The sequence below is a fragment of the Aquimarina aquimarini genome, assembly GCF_900299535.1.
GTDB classification, from domain to species: Bacteria; Bacteroidota; Bacteroidia; order Flavobacteriales; family Flavobacteriaceae; genus Aquimarina; species Aquimarina aquimarini.
The window spans coordinates 44,129-62,889 of sequence record NZ_OMKE01000007.1 but is presented as its reverse complement, the minus strand read 5'-3'; the positions used below and the strand labels follow the sequence as shown (position 1 = coordinate 62,889).

Here is an 18,761-nt window from a genome sequence, read left to right as displayed (position 1 = left end):
TTATTAAAGTTGTTTTTTATAAACTCAGTATGGGTTATTTAATTATTGATGACTTTTATTTGATAATCATCTGTTTTGTATAATTTTTTGCCCCTTTAAACAACGTCAAAAAATAAGTTCCTATTGATAATTTTGAAGTATTAATCTGAGCCGTTTTTTGTGTTAGTTTTATCTCTTGCAAGATATTACCTTTTGCATCTACGACGAGAATACTACCTTTTTTCCATAGATCGTTACGCACTGTTACTGTTACAGATTCCCCCTCTACAGGATTAGGGTAAAAATCAAACAACATGTCATCACCTGCCAAAGTAGAAATTGTAGTATTTCTGGCAGTAGCATCACAAGAAGCAATACGTTTCCATCCATTAGCGCTTGTTCTTTCAAATAAACCTCCTTTATGAGTTACAAGATCTCCTGTCTTATAATATACCGATGAATTATATGGAGCAGCATTTTTACATGGAGTAGAATCCACTACACTATTTCTAGCAGAAATAACAACTGTATAATCTTCTACCTCTCCATACTTAAAAGATTCGCAAGCAGTAGGAATACCATTATACTTCATTGCAACCCTCATTCTAGTGTTTCCATTTTTTGCTCCCGATGGCACTGTAAAACTACCACTTACAGGTGTTGTTGTTGAAGGAGTTTTACTCCAAACCAACTCTCCTGCATCAGCAAAATCCTTATCTTGATTATAGTCTATCCATACTGCATACGCTTCATTATATGTGCTTCCTGTCCATTTTGGTGTAATCGTAATAGTATTTGAGCTTCCTTTTGAAAGATTGGTAGATTCAGCTGTAAAATCACTATAACCTCCACTTCCAGCTGTAGACGTCTTATTAATAGTCCCTAGAGCAACCTTACCTATATATTCATCTGAGGTAGTATTACCATTAGAAGCACAATAACTAGAAGGATTACCTCCTCCTGATACTCCATTACCTATCTCGATAAGATATTCTAAGGCTAATTTTGCAAATTTAGCTGCATGGGTAGCATTAGCGGTAGGAAATCTGGATGATGTATCACCAGAAGTATGGATATGAGGGTTACTTTCTCTAAATTTTGCCTCTATAGGAAATGCTGTTTCATATCCCTGTTGTGCAAAACTATGATGATCAGAGCACCCGTAATTACAAGCAGAGTTACCATAAGTAATTCTATGCGCTCCAGACGAATTATAATGATCCATTAGCCTTTTTAGAAAGTTATTTAATGAAGTACTATTATATGAATCTGTAGTAATAAAAACATCTTGTGTAGAACCTTTATAGTTTGTCATATCCAACTGCATATAACTTACTATTTTTACATTACGCCTTTTATAATCTCTTGCAATTTCTTTAGACCCTACTAGTCCTACTTCTTCTGCAGCAAAAGCCATAAACTCCATAGTTCTCTTAGGCTTAAAGTTCATACTAAATAATACTCTTGCAGCCTCAGTTATTGTTGCAATACCAGAAGCATTATCATCTGCCCCTGGGGCATTATTTTGTCCATTTCTAGATGTAGAATCCAGATGCCCACCAATAACCACATATTCATCTGGTTTTTCTGTACCCGTAATAGTCATAACAACAGATGGCATTGATGTATTAGAATGATTTACAAGTCTTACAGACACATCACTTCTACCTCTGGCAAGGTTCTCCCATTTTGTCTTTAGGTCTCTAGAAGCTCTTGTTGCACTACTTTTTGTATGATAGCGAGTTCCATAATTCTCTAGTTCCTTGATATGCCTATCAATGTTTGTGTTATTAACCAACCCTAAACTTTGGTTCACCAATTGATCTTGAGTAATATCAAAAGAAACTGCTTTTATAGAGCTAGATTCGCTCTTTGCCTTCTTGATTGCAATAACTTGCTCTATAGCATGTATTGCATCCTTCTCAGAGTTTTCATAAAAATATCCTGGCCCATGTTTAAGTCCTGTATGATGTAATTCTTCTGCAGAACTTTCATTCAACATTACAGCACTATAATCACCAACTGTTTTAATGATCACCACATCTTTAGGATGATTCTTTTTTAGTTGTAATGCAGAATGGGTATCCATGGTTGCATAAAACATCTCTGATCGTTCTTGCGCCTGTGTACATATCGTCAATGTACTGAATAACGCCCCTAAAATAAATGAATTTAGTTTTTTCATGTTACTTTGATTTGTTGAGTTTGTAATTTGTGTTTGATCCGCTAAAGTACACATTACCAGAATTATAGCGAACATGTTTTTCCATAAAATAACTAAGGTAAATCCTTTAAAATGAATCAAATATCCATCTATCTAAACAAAAAGTCATTCACAAACTTTCAATATTTTTTGAAAGTTCAGAATATTTTATATATTTGTAACATGAATTACGATGAAGCAAAAAACAAATTTATTTCTACCTGGGGGTCACTAGGTACATTATGGGGTATCAATAAAGCCATGGCTCAAATTCATGCCCTGTTATTAATCTCTCCTGAACCTCTTACTATGGAAGATATTATGGAGCAGTTACAAATCTCTCGAGGAAATACAAGCACAAATCTTCGTCAACTAATGGATTGGGGGATTGTTTTTAAAGAAAATAAAATGGGAGAACGAAAAGAGTATTTCACCTCTGAGAAAGATGTTCAGGAACTAGCACGACAAATTGCTAAAGAAAGAAGCAGAAGAGAACTCAAACCAACCATCAAAATACTAAAAGATGTTTCAAACATTGAACAAGATGGCACTCAAAAAACAGAAGAGCTTATAAAACAAACTAAATCATTACATGAAATGGCAGAAACCTTGGATATAATGATGAATAAAGTAATTGGTCAAGACCATAACTGGATTACCAAAGCATTGGTAAAACTAATTAAATAAAAAATACACCTAGACAAAAGAAGGTTTATTCCTTCTTTTATTTTTAAATTATACTTTCAGTTTTTTCTGAAAATTTCAAAACTATAAAAATTATGAAAACGATACATATTATCAATAAATGGAGTTTTATCCTAACCTTGTTATTATACCTTACTATCTATTTAGGATTAATAGCACAAATTTTTCTTGGAGGAATCCAAATAATTCTTGCATCTATATTACTTTTTTACTGGAAAAAATTTGATAAAGAGCAAAAAAAGCACCTTATAACATACTCTTGCTTAGTTATGCTATATGGGTTAATATTTCTAACTAGTGTTGCGATTTCTGATTTTGCACTTCTATATTTAGTCATTGCGCCAATGAGTATAGCTGGATACTTTGTATATGTTACTTATCAAATTAAAAATACAACTTATGAACTTAAACATAATTGCATATAGCATCTATGTATTGGTAACTGGATTTACAATTATCAAAGTAGGGTTCATTTGTTATCAAAACGGAACTATTTTTATGGCCAATATTATTCCTGATGATACAGATTTTTGCTTAAAAGTCAATAATATGCTTTTAATAGGCTATTACCTTTTAAACATTGGTTATGCAATACTCGCTTTATCTGGCTGGTCAACAATATATACATTAACCCAAATGACAGAGGTTATATCCCGTCATATAGCTATCATAATTTGCATCCTCGCAGGCTTGCATTATTTCAATCTATTTTGGATTACAAGATTTCTCAAAAACTTAAAACAATAATTCATTCTAATATTATGGAAAATTCTAAAATTTTTATTGGTTACCTCATCTATCTTCCTATTGCTATTACACTAACTTACTTTGTTTCAAAAACATTATTCAAAAATGGTAAAACTTTTATGATTGATATTTTTAGAAATCAAGAGGATATTGCTTTGGCTACAAATCGATTATTTGAAGTTGGTTTTTACTTACTAAATATTGGTTGGGCTTTACTTATTCTTAAAATTGATTCTCACCATTTTCAAAACACATATCAAAATCTTATCGAAATTTTAAGCTTCAAAGTAGGTGGTTTTTCTATGTATCTAGGTATAATGCTTTTTCTTAATTTATTTCTATTTTTTAGAGGAAGAAAAAAAGCACGTAAAAAATCTATTTCAGAAAAAGTCCCTCCTTTTCACACCCCACAAGCAGGATAATATTTGTTCATCTCTCTAGAAAAGTATAATTTAAAATTAAGAACATGAGTACACTTGCAATATTACACAAGCTAAAACTTAAAAGGTCTTCTACAAAGGAAAAAATCACTCAATTTTATGATGAAGCGACAGAAGATTATGAGTTCTGGAGTAAGGACTTCAACATGCATTTTGGGTATTATATCCCATTTAAGACTAGTATTTTTCAAAGAGATTCTATGCTTAATGAGATGAATCAACAGGTTTTTGATCGTTTGCAAGTTTCAAAACAAAACAGTCTTATTGCAGATCTAGGCTGCGGTATTGGAGGTACAATACAATATGGATTAAGAAAATACCCATTACTGCATATTATTGGAGTAACCTTATCTTCTTTTCAAGTTAATGAAGGAAACAAAAGGTTAGAAGGCAAAAACGGATTGATCTTACAAGAAAATTACTGCCACACCTCATTCGCAAGTAGTAGTCTTGATGGTGCATATGCTATGGAAAGTTTTTGCCATTCTGGCCATAGTAAACAAGCATTGCAAGAGGCTTACAGGATATTAAAACCAAATGCTAAGTTAGTAATAACTGATGCTTTTCTTAAAAAAGATGCAGAACAATTATGTATAGGTAGCAATTACTGTTATGAGCAGCTTTGTGAAGGCTGGAGTCTGAATGGACTAGGAAGTATTAAAAAAGTAGAACACACATTAAAACAAATAGGTTTTAGAGATATTGTAATTAAAGATATATCATATAGAGTAGCTCCTTCTGTTCTTCATGTACCGTTTGCTATTACAAAGTTTATAGCACAGAAACTGTTTAAAAAAAGCCCTATCAAACCTCAAAGTTTAAAAAACCTCAAAGGATCATTATTTGCATTATTGTCAGGCTTACATACAAAAAGCTTTGGATATTACATCATTACCGTAAAAAAATAAACAGTATAATTCTATGAAAAAAATAGTCATTGCAGGAGGTTCAGGATTTCTAGGAGAAACCCTTACTTCGTATTTTAAATCAAAAGTAGAACAAATCGTTATTCTTACTAGAGGAACACCTAGAACTGACACCAACAACGTACAGTTTGTATACTGGGATGCCGAAAACCTTGGCGACTGGGCAAAAGAGATCAATAATGCTGATGCTCTTATTAATCTTACAGGAAAATCAGTAGATTGTAGCTATACCAAAAAAAACAAAGCCCTTATTCTAAACTCTAGAATAGCCTCTACCAAGGTATTGGGAGAAGCCATCAAAACATGTGAAAATTCACCAAAAATATGGCTCAACTCTTCTACAGCTACCATATATCGACATTCTCTAGATAAAAAAATGGACGAATCACATGGGGAGATTGGCAATGGATTCTCTGTAGATGTTGCCAAATCTTGGGAAAAAACATTCTTTGATCAACATACCCCTAATACTAGAAAGGTTGCTTTGCGAACATCGATTGTATTAGGTAAAAAAGGAGGAGCCTTACCTTCTATCCTTAATCTAGTCAAAATTGGAATTGGTGGAAAACAAGGCAAAGGAAATCAGAAAATAAGTTGGATACACGAAATTGATTTTGCAAGAAGTATTGAATTCATTATTAATACTCCACAAATTAGCGGCACCATCAATATCGTATCTCCAGAACCAACCACTAATACTATTTTTATGAAAACTCTAAGAAAGGTAACAAAAACTCCCATAGGAATTCCTTTGCCCGTATTTTTATTAAAATTTGGAGCTAAAATTATTAAAACTGAAACGGAGCTCATCTTAAAAAGCAGAAACGTTATTCCTACCAAATTAAAAAAAAGTGGATTTCAATTTAATTTTCACAGCCTAGATATGGCGCTATCTCACCTAATATCTAAATAAAATCCTTTTTTAATAAAAATTATATTTTTCTGACACAAAATGATTTTAAACCAGTCTTTCACAATATATCTCAACATGATTAATTAATTATAATACATTCATTCCTCATTACAAATAATAAAATTCAACTTTTTATCCTATTTTTGATGAATATAACCATAGAACCGAATAATGTCAACAAACTCCATAGACCCAAACGTATGGGTAGATAAATACAGTGATTACCTATTTAATTACACTATTGTAAGAGTTGATGATAAGGAAATTGCACAGGATCTAGTACAAGAGACATTCTTTGCTGGACTTAAATCTATGAAAAATTTTAAGGGTGAAGCAAGTGAGCGTACTTGGCTTATTTCTATTCTAAAAAGAAAAATCATAGATCATTATCGCAAAATCAATAGTAATAAAGGAAAAGCAGAAGTGAGAATGAATTACTCCTCAGATTCTGAAACCGAAGGTGACTGGCTAGAAGAACGTGTAGCAGATCCTTTTGATGGTAATGCTGATCATGATATCGAAAACGAAGAACTAGGACTAGCTATACACAATTGCTTAGGCAAACTACCTGAGAAACAAGCTCTTATTTTTAAACTAAAAACAATACAAGGCTTCGATACAGAAGCAATTTGTAATGAATTCGATATTACAGCGTCTAACCTATGGGTTATTATCCATAGAGCACGTACAGCAATGGCTGAATGTCTAGAAAAAAATTGGTTTTAGTAATGAGTAAAGGAAAAATATTTTTTGTAAGTTGTCCAGAAGCAAATCATTTTTGCGATAAAAATCAGTATAAGGAAGCTTCCTTTTGGGAAAAGGTAAGATTAAATATACATTTGATTTACTGTAGAGCATGTAGAAAATATACTTCTAAAAACATGAAACTAACCAAATTAGTTAAAAACCCTAAGGTTATTAGCATTAACCAAGCTGATAAGAATGTAATGAAAGAACAACTTAGACAAAAAATGCAAAAATAATGAACAGCTACCCCGCTATTATTAAAAGAATTACTCTATTTATACAATGAAAACTACTAAAAAGCTATTCGTATCCTGTGAAGAAGCACAATCTATTTGTGATAAAAACCAATATGGAGAAGCCTCGATTTTTGAAAAAATCAAGCTTAACATTCGATTACTGTATTGCAAAGTTACCAGAGCTTATTCTAAAAAAAATGCGAAACTTACCAAAACAATGAATGCTTCAAACATTCAAACCATTAGTCCTTCTGAAAAAGAAGCCATGAAGAAAAAAATACAGAAAGAGTTATCCAAATAAGTTTTCTAAACTAAGTAAAACTAGCAACCACATTATAGGAACGCTTTCTACCCAAAAAGAACAGTAATACTCTGATTGCTTTTTTTCTGTTCCCCATAAAAAGAATAAACTTATTATGGTCAATACAATCGTACTCAGAATTTCTGCCGAATACAATATTTCCCCTTTCAGGTAAGTAAGTAATAGAAATACAACTAGTAATATACTACCAAAAACTTTTGTTCTCGTTATTCCTATCTTTTGAGGAACTGTCTCTAAATCTTCTGCATCATATTCTAAATCTCTCACCTCAAAAGGTAACATCATTACCACTACAAATAGAAAACGCTGAATTAGTTCTATCAAAAAATCTAACCCAAAACTTTCTCCTACATACAACAAAGGAACTAAGACTGTGACACCTGCCCAAATAATCCCAATAATAAAAATCTTGGCACCAGCAAGGCTTCTCAAATTTTTCTTATTAGGAAAAACTGGCACTACATACAATACTGTCAATGCAAAAAACGGCATCATATACAACAGAGTAGAAACAGATATCAAAAAGGCAAAACACAGAAATAGCACACTAGACAAAATAGTCAAAACTCGAATCCCAATCATCGATTTGGTTAACCTTCTATGATACAACTTTGAAACTTTTGAATACTTCACAAAATTATAAGCAGTAATCGATCCAAAAAAATTAAACAAAAGAAAGATTTGTTGGTTTGGAATTTCAAACTTCATAAAAGTCACCTGTATCAAAGCACAGATTGCCAATGCTACATGAATACTGCCGTTGATATAGAATCTGAATACACTTTTTAGAATTTTCACTTCTTATTTTTAGGGGTCTATGTTAACAAAACTCGAATTTGGTTAAAAACTTCATTTATTCAGGTTAATTTATTGTGAAAGTTTTAGCAATTAAATATGTATTTTTGGCGTCTCAATTTCAACTGTTTTTTCGCTATGAAAACTGATTCTTTTAAACTTCGTCACATTGGTCCATCAACAAAGGATCTTGGCGACATGTTAAACACAATTAAAGCAGATTCTATAGAGCAATTAATCTATGAAACTGTTCCAGATGATATTTTATTACAAAAACCGCTTAATCTTGCTTCTGCATTAAGTGAACAAGAGTATTCGGCTCACATACAAAAACTTTCTTCAAAAAATAAAGTATTCAAAACCTATATAGGCCTTGGATATCATGAAGCTTGTTTACCTGCCGTTATACAACGCAATATACTAGAAAATCCTGGATGGTATACGGCTTATACTCCGTACCAAGCAGAAATCGCACAAGGTAGACTCGAAGCTTTACTGAATTTCCAGACCATGATCTGTGATCTTACAGGGATGGAGTTGGCCAATGCTTCTTTACTAGACGAGAGTACTGCTGCCGCAGAAGCTATGACTATGTTATTTTCTGTGCGATCAAGAGATCAGAAAAAAAATAATGTAACTAAATTTTTTGTTTCTGAAGAAATACTACCTCAAACATTATCTCTATTACAAACCAGAGCAATCCCTCTTAATATAGAATTGGTCGTAGGGGATCACCAAGAATTTGATTTCTCGGCAGGCTTTTATGGGGCGATCTTACAATACCCTGGTAAATCAGGACAAGTATTTGATTATGCTGATTTTGTAGAAAAAGCACATCAAACAGATATCAAAGTTGCTGTAGCTGCCGATATCTTAAGTTTAGTATCTCTTAAATCTCCTGGAAGTTTTGATGCAGATGTTGTTGTAGGAACTACTCAACGTTTTGGTATTCCTCTTGGATATGGCGGACCTCACGCAGGATTCTTTGCAACTAGAGAGGCGTATAAAAGAAATATTCCTGGAAGAATTATTGGAGTTACTCAAGATCTAAACGGGGATCGTGCCTTACGTATGGCATTACAAACCCGTGAACAACATATCAAAAGAGATAAAGCTACCTCTAATATATGTACAGCTCAAGTACTTCTTGCTGTTATGGCAGGAATGTATAGTGTCTATCATGGGCCAGAAGGACTTACTTATATTGCATCAAAAGTAAATGCATCTGCAGTTACATTGAGTACTACACTAGAAAACCTAGGATTTAAACAACTCAATACAACGTATTTTGATACTATTAGAGTTCAAGGCGACACAAATAAAATAAAAGAAATAGCAGAAGCTCATGAAGTAAACTTTTACTATCCTGATTCAAATACAATATCCATTTCTTTAAACGAAGCTACTTCTATTGAAGATCTGAACACTATTGCATCAATTTTTGCGAAGGTTGCTGATCAAGATTTCACTCCTATCAACCAAATTGATACAACACCCCACATTGGTGAAAACCTAAAACGTACTACAGAATTCTTAACCAACGAAGTATTCAATAAATATCATTCTGAAACAGAATTGATGAGATACATCAAAAAGTTAGAACGTAAAGACTTATCATTAAACCACTCGATGATTCCATTAGGGTCGTGTACAATGAAGCTTAATGCTGCTTCAGAAATGCTACCTCTAAGTGATCCACAATGGGGTAACATTCATCCTTTTGCTCCCGTATCACAAGCTGGAGGATATCAAAAAATACTAAAAAAACTAGAAGATCAACTTACAGAAATTACTGGTTTTGCAGCAACCTCACTACAGCCTAATTCTGGTGCACAAGGAGAGTTTGCTGGACTTATGGTTATTCGTGCTTATCACGAATCTAGAAATGATCACCATCGTAATATTTGCTTAATCCCTTCGTCTGCTCATGGTACTAATCCTGCATCTGCTGTCATGGCAGGAATGAAAGTGGTCGTTACCAAAGCTACAGAAGAAGGTAATATTGATGTAGAAGATCTTAGAGAAAAAGCAATAAAATACAAAGATAATCTTGCTGCTTTGATGGTTACATATCCATCTACACATGGGGTTTATGAATCTGCGATTAAAGAAATCACAAAGATCATACATGATAATGGTGGGCAGGTATATATGGATGGTGCCAATATGAATGCACAAGTTGGCCTAACCAATCCTGGAGTCATCGGGGCAGATGTATGCCACCTTAACTTACATAAAACCTTTGCTATACCTCATGGCGGTGGTGGGCCAGGCGTAGGACCTATTTGTGTAGCAAAACAATTAGTTCCCTTTTTACCTACCAATCCTATCATAGCAACAGGAGGTGACCAAGCAATTACAGCAATATCTGCAGCCCCTTGGGGATCTGCCTTAGCCTGTCTTATATCATATGGTTATATCACTATGCTTGGTGCAAAAGGTCTAAAAGAAGCGACAAATTATGCTATCTTGAATGCTAATTACATCAAAGAGCGTCTCAATGGTCATTATGATGTATTATACTCTGGCGAAAGAGGAAGAGCTGCACACGAAATGATTATCGACTGCAGACCATTTAAAGCAAATGGTATTGAAGTGACAGATATTGCAAAAAGACTTATGGATTATGGTTTCCATGCTCCTACTGTTTCGTTTCCTGTAGCAGGAACAATTATGATCGAACCTACAGAGAGTGAAAGCAAAGAGGAACTCGATCGTTTTTGTGACGCTATGATCTCTATACGTAAAGAAATAGCAGAGGCTACTACAGACAACCCAAATAATCCAATGAAAAATGCTCCGCATACAATGACTATGCTTACAGCTGACACATGGGATTTTCCTTACACGAGAGAACAAGCAGCATATCCATTACCTTATATTATAGATAACAAGTTTTGGCCATCTGTACGTCGTGTAGATGATGCTTATGGAGATAGAAACCTAATTTGCACATGTACTCCCATTGAGGAATATATGGAAGCAGATGCTTAAAAAGCTTACCATTACAAATTATAAGAGAGGCGACTATATAGTTGCCTCTTTTTTTATTACTTTCAGTACATCATAAAAAAAACAAATGAAAGATATTTCTTCTAGAAAAGATATAGAATTCTTAATGAATGCTTTTTACAAAGATGCCTTTGTAGATCCTAAAATCGGTATTTTTTTTACTGAAATAGCAAAAATAGATCTCAAAGAACACATTCCTGAAATTACAGATTTTTGGGAACAACAGTTATTCAGAACAAGGAATTACAGAAAGAATGTAATGCAAATTCATAAAGACCTGAATCTCAAAAAAAAACTAGATAGTACTCACTTTGATACTTGGTTAACATTATTTCATAAGGCAGTGGACACCAACTTCAAAGGAGAGAAAGCTGATTTGATTAAAACTAGAGCATTATCTATCATTACAATGATGCGAATAAAAATAGCAACTTCTCATTAATTTGATTTTCATTTTGACACAAAAAGTAAGAAAAACACTGTAAATAAAAACTTAATTTGTTCTTTTTAGGCACTTTGAGCATCAATCTCACCCCCTATATCTAATAAATAAATTCTATATTTGTCTGCATAATACAAAATTAAAAATTTATTTTTTTATGAAAATCACAAACCAATTACTTACTACCTTAGCTTTATTCACTTGCATTTGCGTTTCAACTCAAGCGCAAAATTTTCTACCTGGATTTAATGGGTTTTCCAAAAAGAAAACATCCTATCTTCATATGAATAATGAAGAAATCACAAAAGGAAATCTCAAGAAATTAAAGTACGAGAAAGGTCTAATCGAAGAGGTTAAAATCAGGGACCTAAATGATAAAAAGGTAAAAATAAAACCTGCAGATATTGCATTTATGTACTTACCTCCAAGCGGTCTTGCCAAATTAGCAAATTTTCAGGATTTTATTACAGATGCAGATCAATGGAACAATGACAAACTAGATCAAAGCCTGTTCAAAAGCGGATATGCATATTTTGAAAAATCAAAAGTGCGAGTAAAGAAAAAAACAAGAACATTAATGGTGCAATTGGTAAACCCTTCTTTTTGTGAAAAAATAAAGGTGTTTAAAGATCCATATTCTAAAGAAACTGCTAGTATTGGTATAGGCCCACTTAAAGCTGGTGGGATCGCCAAGTCTTATTATGTAAAAAAAGGAGATGAAGTAGCTATACGTCTTAAGAAAAAGCATTACGATGAAGAATTCAAAATGTTTTTTGGAGACTGTCCAGCATTAATAGAGAAGTATGGAGCTAAGCCAAAATGGTCTGAGTTTGCAAAACATATTTATGAGTATACCAAAGAATGTAATTAATACATCTTCTTTATAAAGAAAAGGGATACTTAACCGTATCTCTTTTTTTTTTGAAAAAATAATCCAATCTTTAACCCATAAAGATTACCCGTTTAATAAAAAGAATATGTACGAAGGAACTTTCCCTCATAAGCGATATCAAAAAACATTAGAATTTCTTAGAAAACATACCCCTGCCCCAGGAGCTATTCTTGATTTGGGAGTAAGAAATCCGTTTGTAGAGTTCATGGAGAAAGAAGGGTATACTGTATCAAACACTTCTGGTGAAGACCTAGATCTCAACACACAAGCTGTAGAAAACAATGATGCAGAAATTGTTACAGCCTTTGAAATTTTTGAGCACCTCATCTCACCATTTAATATCTTAAAAGAGATCAAAGCAGATAAATTAGTAGCCTCTATACCATTACGGCTATGGTTCTCTCCTGCATACCAAAGTAAAACCGATCCTTGGGATAGACACTATCATGAATTTGAAGATTGGCAATTTGACTGGCTACTCGAAAAAGCTGGATGGCAAATAAAAGCACGAGATAAATGGACTCACCCTATAAAAAAAATAGGATTTCGCCCTTTATTACGATTTTTTACTCCCAGATATTATATTGTATATGCTGAGAGAATTAAAAAATCATAACATTATATCCATAATCAAAACGTACTACCTGTATTGAAAACATACATCGTCATACCTGCACATAATGAAGAGCGTTTTATAGCCAAAACACTCAACTCTCTGGTTTCGCAAACTCTGCTTCCAGAGAAAATAGTTGTAGTAAATGATAACTCTACCGATGATACAGAAAAAATAGTAAATGAGTTTGTAAATAGCTATAATTTTATATCTATTGTAAATACCGATTCTTCTATAGATCACATGCCTGGCAGTAAAGTCATCAATGCTTTTAACCAAGGCGTTAACACACTAGACAACACATATGATATACTTTGTAAATTTGATGCTGATCTTATTTTCCCATTGAATTACATTGAAAAAATGACAGCTCATTTCATAAATGATAAAACTACTGGAATGGTTGGCGGTTTTTGTTACATAGAAAAAAATCAAGAATGGGTATTAGAAAACCTAACTAATAAAGATCATATACGAGGGGCATTAAAGGCATATAGGAAAGCTTGTTTCAACGATATCAATGGTCTTAAACCTGCAATGGGTTGGGACACCATAGATGAATTATTAGCCCAATATAATAACTGGAAAATACAAACAGACACATCATTACAGGTCAAACACCTCAAACCAACAGGTAATACATATAACCAAAAAGCAAAATATAAACAAGGAGAAGCTTTTTATACCATGCGATATGGGTTTATAATTACTCTAATTGCCTCTATAAAATTAGCGTTACTCAAAAAAAAGCCTAGCTTGGTGAAAGATTATTTAATAGGCTATTTTAAAGCGAAAAAACAAAAATCCCCGTTTCTTGTATCTAAAACTGAAGGGCAATTTATTCGTAAACTTAGATGGAATAAAATGAAAAAAAGACTTATTTAAAACCATAAATTCACTGTTTTTTTTTACTATAACTTCATTTTAACGAATTCGTATTATTATATTCTTATCTTCATTCATTAATTGACATTCAAAAAAAATATTTCATGAAAATCAAACAACTTCTTTTGGCTCTATGTTGCGCACTTGTCATAGTCGCTTGTAATAAAGAAAGTAAGAAAGAAAAAGCAGATTATGCACTTTTCTCAGGAAAAATAAAGAATACAACTGCACCAGAAATTATCGTTTTTGGCAACGTTAATAATTTCAAAAAAGCAATCCCAATTAATGAAGATGGTACGTTTTCTGACACCTTAAAAATTGAATCCAAAGGGATTTATAGTTTTATGATAGGTAGAGAACGTTCTAATATGTACCTAGACAAAGGAGATCAATTAGAATTATCTATAGATCCTAATCAATTTGATGAAAGTATCATATACACTGGTAATGCAGCAGATGCTAATAATTATCTGGCTCAAAAAAACTTACTAGAAGAAAGCTTCTTTAACGACCAAAATAGTTATAAAGAACTGTTTAGTAATGAAGCTAACACTTTTAAGAATCTAATTTCTGAGCAAGAACAGGCAAAAAACAACCTCTTGAAGAAATACAAAAATATGGATGCTGAGTTTGCTACTAATCAAGCTAAGGAGAACCATTATCAATATCTTGCTCTTCTTAGTGACTTTAAGATGACTCATGCATATTATACTCAAAAACAAGATTACAAAACACCAGAAGGATTTACAAGTGAATTAAATGATTTTGATCTGGACAATGCAGAGGAATTCAAAAATTCAGAGGAATATCGTAATTTAAGTCTTAGAATATTTGACAATTTATCTAGTGAAAAAGCGAAAAAAGACAGTATTTCTTTTAGTAAAGCGCAAATGGAGAATCTGGCTCAAATTAAAACCAAAGACATAAAAGACGCTTTTATAAAAAATATAGCTACTCAGATATCTCCAAGAAATGATAATGCTGCTGAGTTATACGAATTAGTCATGGCAGCTTCTGATAATGAGGGATTCAAAAAAGAACTTACTAGTAAATTCGAAAAGATCAAACGTTTAACCAAAGGAAAAGTTTCTCCTACTTTTAGCGAATACGAGAATTATAAAGGAGGAAAAACCTCATTAAGTGATCTTAAAGGAAAATATGTATATATCGATGTTTGGGCAACTTGGTGTGGTCCTTGTAAAGCTGAAATCCCACATCTTAAAAAAATAGAAAAAGAATACCATAACAAGAATATAGAATTTGTAAGTATATCTATTGACAAGAAACCACAACATGAAGCATGGAAAAAAATGGTTGAACAAAAAGAATTAGGAGGAATTCAACTGTTTGCTGATAATAACTGGAATTCTCAATTTGTTACTGATTATGGTATCCGAGGAATCCCTAGGTTTATACTTATAGATCCTGACGGAAACATTGTAAGTGCTAGTGCTCCCAGGCCATCAGAACCAAGGCTTAAAGAGATGCTTAATGAATTAAAAATATAATTACCTCATCAATATTTATAAAAAAAGCCTGTTAAACTTAAGTTTAACAGGCTTTTTTACAATATACTTTTATTTACTCTAATACAAAAGACAATACTTTTCCTGTAGCGCCATTAGGAAAAGCAATTCCAAGCAAAGCTGAAATCGTAGGTGCGATATCTGTAATGTAGGTTTCCTGTGTTGTACTACCTTTCTGTATTCCATTACCAAAAAACAACAAAGGTGCATGTGTATCATAAGTTAATCCGCTCCCATGGGTAGAACCTGTTTTTGAATATGATATTGTTGCTGGATCCAACACAACCATCACATCTCCACTTCTTTTCTGATTAAATCCTTTTTGTATCAAAGCACCGATCCCCGAGGTATATTCACCCGTTTCTAATTGATGTCTGGTAAATACCTTATCAATCTGTTTTTCCTGAAGTACAAAATGCGCAATAGTTCTCTGTAATAACTCTGGTGCTATTTTGTTTTCTTTCAACTTCTCATAATTAAAAAACAGCTGATTATTAGACATATTCTTGACTAAACCTCCTACCCCAAACTCTTTTTTCACAAATGCTTTAACCTTGGTCATAAATGCATTTCTATCAAAATAGCCTGCAGGAATTTTAACTGATTTTAAATATGAAGGTACATGAACTGCCCCATGATCTGCTGTAAGAAATACTGTATACTCACCTTTTCCCACTTTATTATCCAGTGTATTAAAAAGACGTTGTAAATCTTTATCTAATCGTAAGTATGTATCTTGAATTTCTTTTGAGTTTACTCCAAAATTATGCCCCACATAATCTGTACTAGAAAAGCTTACAGTAAGAAAATCTGTAATATCATCAGCTCCTAATTGTTCTCCTTGAATTGCTGCAATAGCAAAGTCTGCAGTCAAACTATTACCATATGCTGTTGATTTTATAATATCATATCCAGAATTCTGATCTTTTAATATCGCCAGATCATACGGGAAAGTGGCTGTTTCTTTTCCTTTAAAACCTCTTTCGTATGTATTTTGATCAGTACCACTCTCTACATAAGTATTAATATCATATAGCGTATTCCATTCTTTTAAATAAGATGCTGCCTTACCAGAAGCATTAAACTTTTTTACCCAATCTGGCAATTCATTTCTATAATACGAAGTTGTTATCCATTTTCCTTCATCTCTACCTCTAAACCAATATGCAGCATTTGCTGTATGCCCTGCAGGTAAAATAGCTCCTCTATCTTTGATGGCAACACCAATTGTTTTTCCTTTAAACTGCGTATGCAATCTATTTTGATCTGCCACTGTAGAGGTTTTCATACGACGTGGAGACATACGTTCTGATTGACTATCTGATCCTACGGGGTTCACCAAAGAGTCACTTGCGCAATACACTATTCTTTTACCAAACTTATCATACCAATTGTTTGATATAATCCCATGATTTTGAGGTGTTGTCCCTGTATACACAGAAGCATGGCCTGGCCCTGTATAAGTAGGTACATAATTAAAATGATTGTTTTTGCAATTATAACCTTCACTGATCATACGTTTGAATCCTCCGTTTTCAAAACGATTATAAAAACGAGTAATATAATCGTATCGCATTTGATCAACTACAATACCAACTACTAATTTTGGTGAGCTATTAATTTTAATTTCTTTTTGTGAATTGCATGGTATGCAACACATCACAAGCAATGTGAGCAAGAATATTTTTTTTATCATTCTTTTTTACTTTTGAAGAGCTAAAATACTATTTGTGCAAATGTAAAACTTTAATAGAAGGTTAAATGCTATGGCTATTTTTTTTTCTATTTTAGCCTTTCTAATTATAACAAATGTTTTATCTAGACGATATTGGTCGCTATTTTTTAATGTTGAAAGGAGTTTTTAGTCGAATGACTAAAGGGTCTGTTATACGAAATCTAATTTTTAAAGAAATCGATGATCTTATTATTGGTTCTTTGGGAATTACCGTATTTCTTGCTTTTTTTATTGGGGCAGTTGTAGCCATACAAACGGCACTAAACCTCACAAATCCTCTAATCCCGAAAAAGCTTATTGCTTTTGCTTCTAGACAATCAGTTATACTTGAATTTGCGCCTACTTTTATTTCTGTAATAATGGCTGGTAAAGTGGGCTCATTTATTACATCAAGTATTGGTACAATGAGAGTAACAGAGCAAATTGATGCACTCGAAGTAATGGGAATTAACTCCCTCAATTATTTAGTTTTTCCAAAAATTATAGCAATGCTTACTTATCCTTTTGTAATTGCGATAGCTATGTTTACAGGAGTATTTGGAGCATATGTAGCTGGAGTATATGGTGGTTTTGTATCTACAGATGATTTTTTGGTAGGCCTTAGAGAAGAATTTATTCCTTATCACCTTGTGTATGCTTTTATTAAAACTTTCTTATACTCTTTTTTATTAGCTACTATCCCTTCGTTTCATGGATATTATATGAAAGGTGGCGCACTAGAAGTAGGTAAAGCAAGTACTTCTGCCTTTGTATGGACAACGGTAGTTATCGTTATCTCTAATTATGTTCTCACCCAATTATTACTAAGCTAATGATAGAAGTAAAAAACCTACATAAAGGATTTAACGGAGAAGCGATCTTAAAAGGGGTTACCACTACATTTGATCGAGGAAAAACAAATCTTATTATTGGAACCAGTGGTAGTGGTAAAACGGTCTTTTTAAAATGTTTATTAGGGCTTTTTACTCCTGAACAAGGAACTATTTGCTATGATGGTAGTACATACTCAGACTTGAACGAGCAGGAACAAAGAGATCTGAGGGAACAGATGGGAATGGTTTTTCAGGGTAGTGCCTTGTTTGATTCTATGACTGTAGAAGAAAATGTAATGTTTCCTTTGATGATGTTTACTAAACAGAAAAAAGAAGAAATGTTAGAGAGGGTTCACAAAGTGTTGGATCGGGTAAATCTTGAAAATGCAGAGAAAAAACTTCCTTCTGAAATTAGTGGAGGAATGCAAAAGCGTGTAGCTATTGCTCGTGCGATAGTAACGCAACCAAAATATTTATTCTGTGATGAGCCTAACTCTGGGCTAGATCCCAGAACTGCTATTGTAATCGATAATCTGATTAAAGAAATTACTGAAGAAAATAATATTACCACGGTAATTAATACTCATGATATGAACTCGGTAATGGAGATAGGAGAAAAAATTATTTTCCTTAAAAGTGGTCATCTGGAATGGGAAGGCGATAAGTCACAAATATTCAAAACTGATAATGAAGCAGTCACAGATTTTGTATACTCTTCTAATTTATTCAAAAAAGTACGGGATGCTCAATTAAAAGGGTTGTAACAATTACTTATTTTGTCGTTTAACTTTTCTCAATGCTACTGCTTAAAGTAGAAGAAAATATCCTGAA

At 33.0% G+C, this 18,761-nt stretch carries 20 protein-coding genes; 17 read left to right on the top strand and 3 right to left on the bottom strand.

Going from position 1 to position 18,761, the window contains the following annotated elements:
* Positions 1 to 55: 55 nt before the first annotated feature.
* Positions 56 to 2,164: a M20/M25/M40 family metallo-hydrolase gene (locus DG508_RS02575; RefSeq protein ID WP_159090622.1), complete on the bottom strand. Its 2,109-nt coding sequence runs from the start codon at positions 2,162 to 2,164 to the stop codon at positions 56 to 58.
* A gap of 201 nt (positions 2,165 to 2,365) precedes the next feature.
* Here DG508_RS02575 and DG508_RS02570 point away from each other — a divergent pair, with 201 nt between their 5' ends.
* The 9 genes from DG508_RS02570 to DG508_RS02530 all read left to right on the top strand — a co-directional run bounded on the left by DG508_RS02570 (position 2,366) and on the right by DG508_RS02530 (position 7,197).
* Complete coding sequence (locus tag DG508_RS02570; protein ID WP_108866647.1) at positions 2,366 to 2,869, top strand: GbsR/MarR family transcriptional regulator; 504 nt, start codon at positions 2,366 to 2,368, stop codon at positions 2,867 to 2,869.
* Positions 2,870 to 2,961: 92 nt separating this feature from the next.
* On the top strand, positions 2,962 to 3,312 hold the full coding sequence (locus DG508_RS02565; protein ID WP_108866646.1) for a hypothetical protein: 351 nt from the start codon (positions 2,962 to 2,964) through the stop codon (positions 3,310 to 3,312).
* A complete protein-coding gene (locus DG508_RS02560) occupies positions 3,287 to 3,634 on the top strand; it encodes a hypothetical protein (protein ID WP_108866645.1) in 348 nt (115 codons plus the stop codon). Before DG508_RS02565 ends, DG508_RS02560 begins: the two co-directional genes overlap by 26 nt.
* 14 nt (positions 3,635 to 3,648) lie before the next feature.
* The gene (locus DG508_RS02555) at positions 3,649 to 4,056 is read left to right on the top strand and encodes a hypothetical protein (RefSeq protein WP_108866761.1); all 408 of its coding nucleotides are present in this window, start codon (positions 3,649 to 3,651) and stop codon (positions 4,054 to 4,056) included.
* Positions 4,057 to 4,100: 44 nt separating this feature from the next.
* Positions 4,101 to 4,982 carry a methyltransferase domain-containing protein gene (locus tag DG508_RS02550; RefSeq protein ID WP_108866644.1) on the top strand — a complete coding sequence of 294 codons (882 nt, stop codon included), beginning with the start codon at positions 4,101 to 4,103 and terminating at the stop codon, positions 4,980 to 4,982.
* Between the two features lie 13 nt (positions 4,983 to 4,995).
* Complete coding sequence (locus DG508_RS02545) at positions 4,996 to 5,913, top strand: TIGR01777 family oxidoreductase (protein ID WP_108866643.1); 918 nt, start codon at positions 4,996 to 4,998, stop codon at positions 5,911 to 5,913.
* Between the two features lie 171 nt (positions 5,914 to 6,084).
* A complete protein-coding gene (locus DG508_RS02540; protein ID WP_108866642.1) occupies positions 6,085 to 6,639 on the top strand; it encodes a sigma-70 family RNA polymerase sigma factor in 555 nt (184 codons plus the stop codon).
* A 2-nt stretch (positions 6,640 to 6,641) separates the two neighbouring features.
* Positions 6,642 to 6,896 (top strand): hypothetical protein, encoded by a 255-nt coding sequence (locus tag DG508_RS02535; RefSeq protein WP_108866760.1) that lies wholly within the window; start codon positions 6,642 to 6,644, stop codon positions 6,894 to 6,896.
* Positions 6,897 to 6,942: 46 nt separating this feature from the next.
* Positions 6,943 to 7,197: a hypothetical protein gene (locus DG508_RS02530; RefSeq protein ID WP_108866641.1), complete on the top strand. Its 255-nt coding sequence runs from the start codon at positions 6,943 to 6,945 to the stop codon at positions 7,195 to 7,197.
* Here DG508_RS02530 and DG508_RS20935 read toward each other — a convergent pair.
* Positions 7,186 to 8,016: a UbiA prenyltransferase family protein gene (locus tag DG508_RS20935; RefSeq protein ID WP_159090620.1), complete on the bottom strand. Its 831-nt coding sequence runs from the start codon at positions 8,014 to 8,016 to the stop codon at positions 7,186 to 7,188. The two genes, DG508_RS02530 and DG508_RS20935, sit on opposite strands and share 12 nt — an antisense overlap.
* A gap of 135 nt (positions 8,017 to 8,151) precedes the next feature.
* Here DG508_RS20935 and gcvP point away from each other — a divergent pair, with 135 nt between their 5' ends.
* The 6 genes from gcvP to DG508_RS02495 all read left to right on the top strand — a co-directional run bounded on the left by gcvP (position 8,152) and on the right by DG508_RS02495 (position 15,365).
* A complete protein-coding gene (gene gcvP / locus DG508_RS02520; RefSeq protein ID WP_108866639.1) occupies positions 8,152 to 11,007 on the top strand; it encodes an aminomethyl-transferring glycine dehydrogenase in 2,856 nt (951 codons plus the stop codon).
* 85 nt (positions 11,008 to 11,092) lie between these two features.
* Entirely contained in the window at positions 11,093 to 11,467 is a 375-nt protein-coding gene (locus DG508_RS02515) for a group III truncated hemoglobin (protein ID WP_108866638.1), read from the top strand.
* Positions 11,468 to 11,624: 157 nt separating this feature from the next.
* The gene (locus DG508_RS02510) at positions 11,625 to 12,338 is read left to right on the top strand and encodes a hypothetical protein (RefSeq protein ID WP_108866637.1); all 714 of its coding nucleotides are present in this window, start codon (positions 11,625 to 11,627) and stop codon (positions 12,336 to 12,338) included.
* 106 nt (positions 12,339 to 12,444) lie between these two features.
* Positions 12,445 to 12,975, top strand: a complete 531-nt coding sequence (locus DG508_RS02505; RefSeq protein ID WP_108866636.1) for a methyltransferase — start codon at positions 12,445 to 12,447, stop codon at positions 12,973 to 12,975.
* 33 nt (positions 12,976 to 13,008) lie between these two features.
* Positions 13,009 to 13,857: a glycosyltransferase family 2 protein gene (locus DG508_RS02500; RefSeq protein ID WP_108866635.1), complete on the top strand. Its 849-nt coding sequence runs from the start codon at positions 13,009 to 13,011 to the stop codon at positions 13,855 to 13,857.
* Between the two features lie 104 nt (positions 13,858 to 13,961).
* Positions 13,962 to 15,365 (top strand): TlpA family protein disulfide reductase, encoded by a 1,404-nt coding sequence (locus DG508_RS02495; protein ID WP_108866634.1) that lies wholly within the window; start codon positions 13,962 to 13,964, stop codon positions 15,363 to 15,365.
* 73 nt (positions 15,366 to 15,438) lie between these two features.
* Here DG508_RS02495 and pafA read toward each other — a convergent pair whose 3' ends face one another.
* Positions 15,439 to 17,079, bottom strand: a complete 1,641-nt coding sequence (pafA, locus tag DG508_RS02490; RefSeq protein ID WP_108866633.1) for an alkaline phosphatase PafA — start codon at positions 17,077 to 17,079, stop codon at positions 15,439 to 15,441.
* Positions 17,080 to 17,192: 113 nt separating this feature from the next.
* Here pafA and DG508_RS02485 point away from each other — a divergent pair, with 113 nt between their 5' ends.
* Together DG508_RS02485 and DG508_RS02480 are read left to right on the top strand one after the other, a co-directional pair.
* Positions 17,193 to 17,930 (top strand): MlaE family ABC transporter permease, encoded by a 738-nt coding sequence (locus DG508_RS02485; RefSeq protein WP_108866632.1) that lies wholly within the window; start codon positions 17,193 to 17,195, stop codon positions 17,928 to 17,930.
* Positions 17,930 to 18,694 (top strand): ABC transporter ATP-binding protein, encoded by a 765-nt coding sequence (locus DG508_RS02480; protein WP_108866631.1) that lies wholly within the window; start codon positions 17,930 to 17,932, stop codon positions 18,692 to 18,694. Before DG508_RS02485 ends, DG508_RS02480 begins: the two co-directional genes overlap by 1 nt.
* The last annotated feature ends 67 nt before the right edge of the window (positions 18,695 to 18,761 follow it).